Origin of the sequence: Vibrio ulleungensis (assembly GCF_016900875.1) — a bacterium.
Taxonomy (GTDB): Bacteria; Pseudomonadota; Gammaproteobacteria; order Enterobacterales; family Vibrionaceae; genus Vibrio; species Vibrio ulleungensis.
The window spans coordinates 125,978-135,942 of record NZ_JAFEUM010000009.1; the positions used below are offsets into that span (position 1 = coordinate 125,978).

10 protein-coding genes and 5 tRNA genes are annotated in these 9,965 nt (G+C 44.9%); 3 read left to right on the forward strand and 12 right to left on the reverse strand.

What is annotated here, in order from left to right; translation table 11 throughout:
• Window positions 1–157 precede the first annotated feature (157 nt).
• The 9 genes from rplA to JQC93_RS18120 form a co-directional block, all read right to left on the reverse strand.
• Window positions 158–859: a 50S ribosomal protein L1 gene (gene rplA, locus JQC93_RS18080; protein WP_205159759.1), complete on the reverse strand. Its 702-nt coding sequence runs from the start codon at window positions 857–859 to the stop codon at window positions 158–160.
• Window positions 860–863: 4 nt separating this feature from the next.
• Window positions 864–1,292, reverse strand: a complete 429-nt coding sequence (gene rplK / locus JQC93_RS18085) for a 50S ribosomal protein L11 (RefSeq protein WP_084885513.1) — start codon at window positions 1,290–1,292, stop codon at window positions 864–866.
• 142 nt (window positions 1,293–1,434) lie between these two features.
• Window positions 1,435–1,983 carry a transcription termination/antitermination protein NusG gene (gene nusG / locus JQC93_RS18090; RefSeq protein ID WP_205159760.1) on the reverse strand — a complete coding sequence of 183 codons (549 nt, stop codon included), beginning with the start codon at window positions 1,981–1,983 and terminating at the stop codon, window positions 1,435–1,437.
• Window positions 1,984–1,995: 12 nt separating this feature from the next.
• Complete coding sequence (secE, locus tag JQC93_RS18095) at window positions 1,996–2,373, reverse strand: preprotein translocase subunit SecE (protein ID WP_205159761.1); 378 nt, start codon at window positions 2,371–2,373, stop codon at window positions 1,996–1,998.
• A 192-nt stretch (window positions 2,374–2,565) separates the two neighbouring features.
• Window positions 2,566–3,750: an elongation factor Tu gene (tuf, locus tag JQC93_RS18100; RefSeq protein ID WP_205158849.1), complete on the reverse strand. Its 1,185-nt coding sequence runs from the start codon at window positions 3,748–3,750 to the stop codon at window positions 2,566–2,568.
• Between the two features lie 101 nt (window positions 3,751–3,851).
• Window positions 3,852–3,927 (reverse strand) — tRNA-Thr (locus tag JQC93_RS18105).
• A 13-nt stretch (window positions 3,928–3,940) separates the two neighbouring features.
• Window positions 3,941–4,015 (reverse strand) — tRNA-Gly (locus JQC93_RS18110).
• A gap of 35 nt (window positions 4,016–4,050) precedes the next feature.
• Window positions 4,051–4,135: transfer RNA gene (locus JQC93_RS18115), tRNA-Tyr, on the reverse strand.
• 47 nt (window positions 4,136–4,182) lie between these two features.
• Window positions 4,183–4,258, reverse strand: a tRNA-Thr gene (locus JQC93_RS18120).
• 215 nt (window positions 4,259–4,473) lie between these two features.
• Here JQC93_RS18120 and coaA point away from each other — a divergent pair.
• Window positions 4,474–5,397 (forward strand): type I pantothenate kinase, encoded by a 924-nt coding sequence (gene coaA, locus JQC93_RS18125; protein ID WP_205159762.1) that lies wholly within the window; start codon window positions 4,474–4,476, stop codon window positions 5,395–5,397.
• A gap of 1 nt (window position 5,398) precedes the next feature.
• On the opposite strand, the gene birA is transcribed toward coaA, so the two are convergent.
• Complete coding sequence (gene birA, locus JQC93_RS18130; RefSeq protein ID WP_205159763.1) at window positions 5,399–6,367, reverse strand: bifunctional biotin--[acetyl-CoA-carboxylase] ligase/biotin operon repressor BirA; 969 nt, start codon at window positions 6,365–6,367, stop codon at window positions 5,399–5,401.
• Complete coding sequence (gene murB, locus JQC93_RS18135; protein ID WP_205159774.1) at window positions 6,364–7,401, reverse strand: UDP-N-acetylmuramate dehydrogenase; 1,038 nt, start codon at window positions 7,399–7,401, stop codon at window positions 6,364–6,366. Before murB ends, birA begins: the two co-directional genes overlap by 4 nt.
• A gap of 74 nt (window positions 7,402–7,475) precedes the next feature.
• Here murB and JQC93_RS18140 point away from each other — a divergent pair, with 74 nt between their 5' ends.
• Both JQC93_RS18140 and pssA read left to right on the forward strand, forming a co-directional pair.
• Window positions 7,476–7,916 carry a GNAT family N-acetyltransferase gene (locus JQC93_RS18140; RefSeq protein ID WP_205159764.1) on the forward strand — a complete coding sequence of 147 codons (441 nt, stop codon included), beginning with the start codon at window positions 7,476–7,478 and terminating at the stop codon, window positions 7,914–7,916.
• 121 nt (window positions 7,917–8,037) lie between these two features.
• Window positions 8,038–9,378 (forward strand): CDP-diacylglycerol--serine O-phosphatidyltransferase, encoded by a 1,341-nt coding sequence (pssA, locus tag JQC93_RS18145; RefSeq protein WP_205159765.1) that lies wholly within the window; start codon window positions 8,038–8,040, stop codon window positions 9,376–9,378.
• A gap of 465 nt (window positions 9,379–9,843) precedes the next feature.
• Here pssA and JQC93_RS18150 read toward each other — a convergent pair.
• Window positions 9,844–9,920 (reverse strand) — tRNA-Asp (locus tag JQC93_RS18150).
• Window positions 9,921–9,965 lie beyond the last annotated feature (45 nt).

Consider the following 9,965-nt stretch of genomic DNA (forward strand, 5'->3'; position numbering starts at 1 on the left):
TCGGGCACCATCTACGCAGGGTATTAAGTTTCTCAGCTTATCACCTCGAAACACCTACGGTCTTGGACGGAGACTGCGAAATTAGCACGCTAATTTTCAGCCCCAACCACAAATATTAGGCGCGAAATTATACACTAATTTCACGCCTAAGCAAGTCTTAAGCTACAGTGTTAAGAGTCGCTTGATCAACCGTCACACCTGCACCCATAGTGGTAGAGATGCTTACTTTCTTCAGGAAAGTACCTTTCGCTGAAGAAGGCTTAGCTTTCTTAAGAGCAACAAGAAGAGCTTCTAAGTTCTCTTTGATTTGCTCAGTTTCGAAAGAAGCTTTACCAATAGTAGTGTGGATGATGCCGTTCTTGTCGTTACGGTAACGAACCTGACCCGCTTTAGCATTCTTAACTGCTTCAGCAACGTTAGGAGTTACAGTACCAACTTTAGGGTTTGGCATTAGGCCGCGTGGACCTAGGATAGTACCTAGTTGACCAACAACGCGCATCGCATCAGGAGATGCAACAACTACGTCAAAGTTCATTTCGCCTTTCTTCACTTGCTCAGCAAGATCTTCCATACCCACGATGTCAGCGCCAGCTTCTTTCGCAGCTTCAGCGTTAGCACCTTGTGTGAATACAGCTACGCGGATTTCACGACCAGTACCGTGTGGTAGCACAGTTGCGCCACGTACGTTTTGGTCTGATTTACGAGCATCGATGCCTAGGTTAACAGCAACGTCTACAGATTCTACGAATTTAGCTGTTGCTAGTTCTTTAAGAAGAGCGACTGCTTCGTTGATATCGTATTCTTTTGTTACTTCCACTTTTTCGCGGATAGTACGCATACGCTTAGTAAGTTTTGCCATTATATTAACCCTCTACCACTAGGCCCATTGAACGAGCAGTACCCGCAATAGAACGCTTCATCGCTTCGATGTCAGCACCAGTCATATCAGCAGCTTTAGTTTCTGCGATTTCTTGTACTTGAGCGTCAGTTACAGTACCCACTTTTTCAGTGTTTGGACGACCAGAACCAGACTTGATGCCCGCTGCTTTCTTAAGAAGAACTGCTGCAGGTGGAGTCTTAGTTTCGAACGTGAAAGAACGGTCGCTGTATACAGTGATTACTACTGGGATCGGTAGACCTTTCTCAACAGAATCTGTTTTTGCGTTAAACGCTTTACAGAATTCCATGATGTTCACACCGTGTTGACCTAGAGCAGGACCAACTGGTGGACTTGGGTTAGCTGCACCAGCTGCAACTTGCAACTTGATGTATGCTTCAACTTTCTTAGCCATGATATTTCCTAAGTTTTGGGTTCAGACGCAGGCGGTTTGCCGGCTCCCCACAGTTTGAAAAAAACTTTTTGTTCACGAGAACAAAAAGGCGCGAAATTATAATCAGATTTCGCGCCCTAAACAACCCTTTAAAGATGTTTTTTTAATCAAGTTTCTCGACTTGACCAAATTCTAGCTCTACAGGTGTTGCACGACCAAAGATTGATACGGAAACCTTCATGCGGCTTTTCTCGTAATCAACTTCTTCAACCGTACCATTGAAGTCTGCAAATGGACCGTCGTTAACACGAACCACTTCACCTGCGTCAAACATAGTGCGTGGACGTGGAGCTTCGCTCGCTTTTTCAAGACGGTTCAAGATAGCGTCAGCTTCTTTATCTGTGATAGGTGCAGGGCGGTCCGAAGTACCACCAATGAAACCCATAACGCGCGGTACGCTGCGTACTAAGTGCCATGACTCATCGTTCATAACCATTTGTACCAAAACATACCCTGGGAAGAACTTACGCTCACTCTTGCGACGTTGACCTGCACGCATCTCGACAACTTCTTCTGTCGGAACGAGAACTTCACCGAAGTAATCTTCCATTGCGTGCATTTTAATATGCTCACGCAAAGACTGAGAGACACGGCTCTCGAAGCCAGAAAAAGCTTGAACTACGTACCAACGTTTCTTTGGTGCTTCACTCATGAATTAATATCCTCACACACCGGTAACAAGGGCAACCAGACGCACCATGATGCCGTCGATTCCCCAAAGAACGAGTGCCATTACAACACTTACTGCCAACACGATCAGTGTCGTTTGCATTGTCTCTTGACGAGTTGGCCACACTACCTTACGAATCTCCATACGAGACTCTTTGGCGAAAGTGATCGCTTGTTTACCTTTTACAGTTAAGGCAGCAACACCTAAAGCAGCGGCGATAAGCACAACAACAGCGGCGGTGCGGATAACAACAGACAGTTCACCGTAAAGGTAATTGCCAACCACTGCCGCGGCTAGCAGGGCAAAAGCGATAATCCACTTAAGAATGTCTGCTGCGCCTGAGCTTTCTGGTGTTTCAGCATTTGCTTTCATAAAACTAACCTACAACAAATTATACTATAGACGACACCTGCTTCTTATACAGAAACAGTCTAAAAATTGGATACAAAAACCGCTTTAAGCAGCAAAAAACACATGAGGCTGTCGTCTTAAACACTCGGCATTTTTTAAAGTGCTGAAAAAGGGCATCAAATGATGCCCTTTTAATCTTACTTCGTCAACGAATTAGTCGAAGATCTTAGCAACAACGCCAGCACCTACAGTACGGCCACCCTCACGGATAGCGAAACGTAGGCCTTCATCCATTGCGATTGGAGCAATTAGCTCAACTTGCATTTGGATGTTGTCACCAGGCATTACCATTTCTACGCCTTCTGGTAGAGAGATATCACCAGTTACGTCAGTTGTACGGAAGTAGAACTGTGGACGGTAGCCTTTGAAGAACGGAGTATGACGGCCGCCTTCGTCTTTAGAAAGTACGTATACTTCAGACTCGAACTTAGTGTGTGGGTTGATTGAGCCAGGAGCTGCAAGAACTTGACCACGTTCAACGTCTTCACGCTTAGTACCACGTAGAAGTGCACCAACGTTCTCACCAGCACGACCTTCGTCAAGCAGCTTACGGAACATTTCAACACCAGTACAAGTAGTCGTTGTAGTTTCTTTGATACCTACGATTTCTACTTCGTCACCTACGTTTAGGATACCGCGCTCGATACGACCAGTTACTACAGTACCACGGCCTTGGATAGAGAATACGTCTTCGATTGGCATTAGGAATGGCAAATCAACAGCACGCTCTGGCTCTGGGATGTAAGAATCTAGTGCTTCTGCAAGCTCAACGATTTTGTCTTCCCACTCTTTCTCGCCGTTTAGTGCGCCAAGAGCAGAACCCTGGATTACAGGTAGGTCGTCGCCTGGGAAGTCGTATTCAGATAGAAGTTCACGAACTTCCATTTCTACTAGCTCAAGAAGCTCTTCATCATCAACCATGTCACATTTATTCATGAATACGATGATGTAAGGGATACCAACCTGACGGCCTAGTAGGATGTGCTCACGAGTTTGAGGCATTGGGCCATCAGTCGCAGCAACAACTAGGATACCACCGTCCATTTGCGCAGCACCAGTGATCATGTTTTTAACGTAATCGGCGTGTCCTGGGCAATCTACGTGTGCGTAGTGACGTGAAGGAGTATCGTACTCTACGTGAGAAGTAGCGATTGTGATACCGCGCTCACGCTCTTCTGGAGCGTTATCGATAGATGCGAAGTCTTTCGCTTCACCGCCGTATACTTTTGACAAAGTAGTACAGATAGCAGCAGTAAGGGTAGTTTTACCGTGGTCAACGTGGCCGATAGTACCAACGTTTACGTGCGGTTTCGTACGTTCAAATTTTTCTTTAGACATGGAGTGTCCCTCTAGGTACGGATTAAAGTGGCTTTGATGACCACGCAACCAAAAGTATTGGTGATAAAGTATATATCAAAAGGAAATATTTGCTTAAGAGCTGGTGCTGATAGGCAGACTCGAACTGCCGACCTCATCCTTACCAAGGATGCGCTCTACCACCTGAGCTATATCAGCACTCTTAATTGAGTGGAGCGGGCAGCGGGAATCGAACCCGCATCATCAGCTTGGAAGGCTGAGGTAATAGCCATTATACGATGCCCGCAACGCGTAACTCTAAGCGCTATTTCCTAAAGAAAATGGTGGGGGGGGACGGATTCGAACCATCGAAGGCAGTGCCGGCAGATTTACAGTCTGCTCCCTTTGGCCACTCGGGAACCCCCCCACGAACTTACGCCATTTTCGTCATCATTGCCCTAGGCAAAGTGAAAATGGTGCCGACTACCGGAATCGAACTGGTGACCTACTGATTACAAGTCAGTTGCTCTACCTACTGAGCTAAGTCGGCACGTAAGTGGGGCGCATTTTATGGGATGAAAATGAGCGTTGCAATAGGAAAAATAAAAAAAATCACGATAAATGGCGTTTTTTTCTCATTTCATTACTAAACCTTTACTTTAGATGCTTTTTTAAGCGGTCAAATACGGAAATTGTCACCACATCGATTGATTTTCATCGTTTATGGTTTAAGGTGAGCCTCATAGAATTTGCTATTGAATGATTATGACTCCCTTTACCCAGTTTTCGAGACAACAATGGACCCAACTGCGTAAGTCTGTACCCATGACTTTAACGGAAGAGGATCTCATTGAGCTTCAGGGCATCAACGAAAGCCTCACTATGGAAGAAGTGATTGAGGTTTACTTACCCTTATCGCGTCTGCTGAACTTATATGTCGAAGCTAGGCAGTCTAGGAATGTCGTTTTACAGCAATTTTTGAACAAACAAGAGTCCGCCCCTCCCTTTGTTATTGGAATCGCTGGCAGTGTCGCTGTCGGTAAAAGCACCACAGCCCGCTTATTAGAAGCGCTACTCTCGCGCTGGGACAACCACCCAAAAGTTGAGCTGATAACAACCGATGGCTTTTTATACCCTAACCACGTATTAGAAGAAAAAGGCTTAATGCCAAAGAAAGGGTTTCCTGAGTCTTATGATATTCAAAGGTTGGTACAATTTGTCAGTGACGTGAAGTCTGGACGCTCTCCCGTAACGGCACCGATTTATTCGCACCTGACTTACGACATTACTGATGATATAAAAACCGTCGACAAACCTGACATTCTGATTATCGAAGGTCTAAACGTACTGCAAAGCGGCCAAGACTACCCGCATGCACCGCACAGTGTGTTTGTGTCTGACTTCTTAGACTTTTCTATCTATGTTGACGCAGAAGCTTCGCTGATTGAACAATGGTACGTAGAACGATTTATGCAATTTCGACAAGGTGCGTTTCAAAAACCAGGCTCGTACTTCCATCATTACACGAAGCTCAGCCATGATCAGGCTATCGCTAAAGCGAGATCGATTTGGTCTTCGATCAATGGTAAAAACCTCATTGAAAATATTGAGCCGACTCGAGGTCGAGCCAACCTTATTCTTCACAAAGAAACATCCCATCAGGTAGATACCATTTCACTAAGAAAATAAGTTAGTTACCCCTAAGGCTAATCTCGCCACCGATGTAAGGGGTAACGACATTATCGCTTTCAACTAAAATAGCACCAGTATCGTCTATACCTCGTGCTACCCCTTCAATGGTTTGTTTTCCCATGATCAACCTAACTGGCTGATCGATGAAGTGATCGTACTTTTGCCAGCGCTCTGCGATACCTTGATTACCAGTTAACTGGTACTGGTTCAATTCATCGTGTAATCGGTTTATCAGTGCGGCAGCAAACTGATTACGTTTTACTGGGCTGTTTAGGTGCTGCTCAAGACTGGTCCAGGGCTGGTCAATGGCCTCGGCTTGTGAGCTTTGATCGTTCATTCTTAGGTTAATACCAATGCCGATAACAACTTGTGCAGCCCCTCCTGCTTCGATTGCCAGCTCTACCAGTACGCCTGAGACTTTTCTACCTTCGATATAAACATCATTGGGCCACTTTAAGCTCGACGATACACCATGTTGGTTAAGCGTCTCAGCAATAGCAATGCCTACAATTAGGCTTAACCCCATCGTCGCGGCGACGCCCTCTTCAAATCGCCAGTACATAGACATGTACAGATTCGACCCATAAGGTGATACCCATTTTCTTCCGCGACGACCTCGACCCGCCGTTTGATATTCAGCGAGGCAGACATCCCCACTATCCCATTTATCTAAGCGCCCCATCATATATTGATTAGTCGAGTCTATATGAGGAAATAAAGTTACGTCTGAGGGCATTTGGATCAGTGGCGTCAAAATTTGGTTATCGAGTAATTCGATTTGATTCGCTAACTGATACCCCTTTCCTGGTAGGCTATAAACATCTAACCCCCAATCCGCTAGGCTTTTGACTTGCTTGCTAATGGCCGCGCGACTGACACCTAACTCTTTACCCAATACTTCCCCAGACACACTGTTTCCAGAGCTGAGTAATTGAATAATCTTTAGTTTCGCCGAATGGTCTTTCATAACTGACTCACCAGTGCGTCTAGATGTGTTTCGCCTAATGCACCAATAAACCGGACCTCATGCTGAAGTTCAACACCAAATTTTTCTAACACGTCACGGCGAACCAAGTGAGCAAGTCCGACTACGTCATTAGGAGAAGCTTGATTTGGGTTAGTGAGCACCAACGCCTGATTTGGGTGGACTTGCGCGCCACCGTAAAGCGTCCCTTTGAGCCCAGCTTGGTCAATAAGCCAACCCGCGGCAAGTTTTACACCATGCTCTAGTTCAAACCCAACTACGTTGGGGAATGTATCTTTTAATTGCGAGTATTGGGCTTTTGAGATCACTGGGTTTTTAAAGAAGCTTCCGGCGTTGCCTATTTCATCGGGATCAGGCAGCTTGCTTTTCCTCGTTTGACATACCGCTTCAAACACAGACTTGATGGTGATATCTCCATCAATACTCTCCGACAGTGCACCATAGCTTAGATTCGGCTGCCACAGTTTAGGCACTTTGAATCCTACAGCAGTAATAAATACATGGTCTTTAATATCGTGCTTAAAGATTGAGTCTCGATAGCCAAAGCCGCACTCACTAGACGGGAGCCTCACAGTTTGAGCACTTTGCAGATCAACATACTCGACATAGGTGCACAGTGAGTCGAGCTCCACCCCATAGGCACCAATATTTTGTATCGGTGAACTTCCAACGCAACCAGGGATCATGGCTAAGTTTTCAAACCCACCTATGCCTCTATCGACCATAGAAGAAACAAAATCTGGCCAATCTTCACCACCGCCAACATGAATATGGTAGAACTCTGAATCTTCAACTATCTCAATACCACCGATTCGATTCAGTACTACTGTACCTTTGAAGTCTTCGACGAATAATACATTGCTTCCTCGTCCCAAAATTAAGTGTGGACGGTTTTCCAATCGTTCGAACACCTTAGGGATTTGATCGACGCTGGTAATTTCAATGATATGAGCGCAATGAACATCTAGATGGAAGGTGTGTAAAGATTTGAGACTTGATGAGTAGGATTCGTGCATCACGATATGACAGCTATGGGTAGTGTGTGCAAAGATAACACGCAGCGCATAATAATGAAATTTGAAGCCAATAAATGACCAAACCTCAGTACCAAGTTACGTTCCAAAAAGTCGATCCTATTAAGTATCCGTTGATTAAGCGATTTTATAAAGAACATTACCCGTCGACTAAAATCAAACCAACCGATAGTGTGATTGCCGCGATCCACAGTGGGCAAATAGTTGGCGTGGTAAGATTCAAGCCTATTGGAGAAGATTTTCTCTTAACAGGCATGGCAGTTTCTAGGGAGTGTAGACTCAACGGTGTAGGCCGACAACTGCTCACCCACTGTACTGAGCATTACTTAAACTCTAATTACTACTGTTTTGCGTTGTCACATTTAGACTCTTTTTATATGAGCTCTGGCTTTTCACAAATAGAGCCATCACTGTTGCCCAATGACCTTAAAGTGTTGTTTAACCGATACTCGCGAAACGGCAAAGGACTTACGGCCATGAGGTATCGAACAAACTAAATTATTTGTGATTATAATTTGACGGATTACACAGTTAGTTACGCCCATAATTAGTCAATCTTGAGCGTTCTCTGGTAAACTTCTTCTTTGCATTTTAGTAATTATAGGTTCTATTAGCTTAATGATTGCGATTAGATCAGCGCTACGTTCATTACCATCGTTATCGCTTTCGGCTGAGCAGTTTACGACTTTACACTCTGCAAAAGAGTTTAAGTCGACACTGCTTGATAAAATCCGAACAGCGACCCAACGCATTTACATCTCCGCCCTTTATTTAGAACAAGATGAAGCGGGCATAGAAGTGTTTGATGCTTTGTACGCTGCAAAACAGAATAACCCTAACTTGGATGTGCAGATCTGTGTGGATTGGCATCGAGCGCAACGTGGGTTGTTTGGCGCGGAAAAATCCGATGGCAATGCTGGGATGTATCGAGACTACGCAGAAAAGCACGAGCACTCGATACCCGTATATGGCGTTCCCGTCCGTGGCCGAGAAGTCTTTGGTGTATTGCACCTAAAAGGCTTCGTGATTGATGACACCGTCATTTACAGTGGCGCAAGCCTTAACAATGTTTACCTGCATCACAAAGACAAATATCGCCTAGATAGATATCACTTAATTGACCATAGTGAGTTGAGCGACAGCTTTGTACAGTACATTAAAAAGGATCTTATTGATCATCCAGCTGTATGCGAACTTAGTAAGCAAGGTGTACCTGCGACTAAAAATATTAAAGGACAAATTCGACAATTGCGTTCGTCCTTAGCCAATTCATACTACCAGTTTCAAAATGAATCTATATCAAGCGATGCGCTAAGTATTACCCCTCTAGTAGGAGTGGGTAAAAGACGTAATCATCTAAATCATGCCATTGTGCAATTGCTGAAAGCGGCAACACAAGAAATCGTTATTTGTACGCCTTACTTCAATTTCCCCAAGCCTGTGGCGAAAGAAATTAAAAAGGCCATTCGACGAGGCGTTGAAGTCAAAATTATTGTCGGAGATAAGACCGCAAACGATTTTTATGTCGCTCCCGATCAGGAGTTTCATACTGCAGGTGGATTGCCTTACCTGTATGAAATGAATCTTCGTCGCTATGCAAAAATTAATGAAGCACACTTAGCTAGCCGTAAACTATCGTTGTTTATATGGAAGCACGAAAAAAACAGCTTCCACCTAAAAGGTATTTGGGTCGATAAGAAGCAAGTTATGCTGACTGGCAATAACCTAAATCCTCGAGCTTGGAGCTTAGACCTTGAAAACGGATTGTACATCAATGATCCAAAAGGCGAGCTTGAAGGTCAGTTTCAACTTGAACTGGATAATGTATTAGAGCATTCAACGTTAATCTGCACGTACAAGCAATTAGAAAAGCAGGAAAGCTACCCTGATGAGGTGCAGAAACTATTAAAGAAGATCACCAGAATCAAGGCAGACAGTATTCTTAAGAAGCTTCTGTGATTAGCAATTAGGCTTATCTCTAAGAGACGCTACCCTCCGGCCCATAGACAATAATGTGTTTATGGGCCTATTACTTTCAGTAAGCTTAACATCGCCTCTAAAGGCCTTTCTTAACTATTGAATGACTCCGATGACTCGTAGGCTAATTATCGTTGGTATGCCTGTGGGACTCGTTAGCCGTAGGGAAAACCACTTTATCCCAGACAGAAAAAAACCAGCACATCTATACTAGGTTTTCTTATAAGTGGCGGAGCGGCCGGGCTGGCGCACCAGCGGGACTAGTTGCTCGTAGGGCAAACCGCTTTACCCCAGACAACAAAAAACCCAGCACAATCGTACTGGGTTTCTTTAATAGTGGCGGAACGGCCGAGCTGGCGCTCCAGCGGGACTCGTTGCCCGTAGGGCAAACCGCTTTATCCCAGACAGCAAAAAACCCAGCACAATCGTACTGGGTTTCTTTAATAGTGGCGGAGTGGACGGGACTCGAACCCGCGACCCCCGGCGTGACAGGCCGGTATTCTAACCAACTGAACTACCACTCCGCAGTGGTATTACTCGCCTAAGCAAGTATCACTTTAATTTAAAGC

What these genes read in the sequence shown, in the direction of transcription:
- nusG (WP_205159760.1), bottom strand. Translation starts at nt 1,983, where the DNA reads ATGAGTGAAGCACCAAAGAAACGTTGGTACGTAGTTCAAGCTTTTTCT.
- tuf (WP_205158849.1), bottom strand. Translation starts at nt 3,750, where the DNA reads ATGTCTAAAGAAAAATTTGAACGTACGAAACCGCACGTAAACGTTGGT.
- rplA (WP_205159759.1), bottom strand. Translation starts at nt 859, where the DNA reads ATGGCAAAACTTACTAAGCGTATGCGTACTATCCGCGAAAAAGTGGAA.
- birA (WP_205159763.1), bottom strand. Translation starts at nt 6,367, where the DNA reads ATGAAAGACCATTCGGCGAAACTAAAGATTATTCAATTACTCAGCTCT.
- rplK (WP_084885513.1), bottom strand. Translation starts at nt 1,292, where the DNA reads ATGGCTAAGAAAGTTGAAGCATACATCAAGTTGCAAGTTGCAGCTGGT.
- JQC93_RS18140 (WP_205159764.1), top strand. Translation starts at nt 7,476, where the DNA reads ATGACCAAACCTCAGTACCAAGTTACGTTCCAAAAAGTCGATCCTATT.
- murB (WP_205159774.1), bottom strand. Translation starts at nt 7,401, where the DNA reads ATGCACGAATCCTACTCATCAAGTCTCAAATCTTTACACACCTTCCAT.
- coaA (WP_205159762.1), top strand. Translation starts at nt 4,474, where the DNA reads ATGACTCCCTTTACCCAGTTTTCGAGACAACAATGGACCCAACTGCGT.
- secE (WP_205159761.1), bottom strand. Translation starts at nt 2,373, where the DNA reads ATGAAAGCAAATGCTGAAACACCAGAAAGCTCAGGCGCAGCAGACATT.
- pssA (WP_205159765.1), top strand. Translation starts at nt 8,038, where the DNA reads ATGATTGCGATTAGATCAGCGCTACGTTCATTACCATCGTTATCGCTT.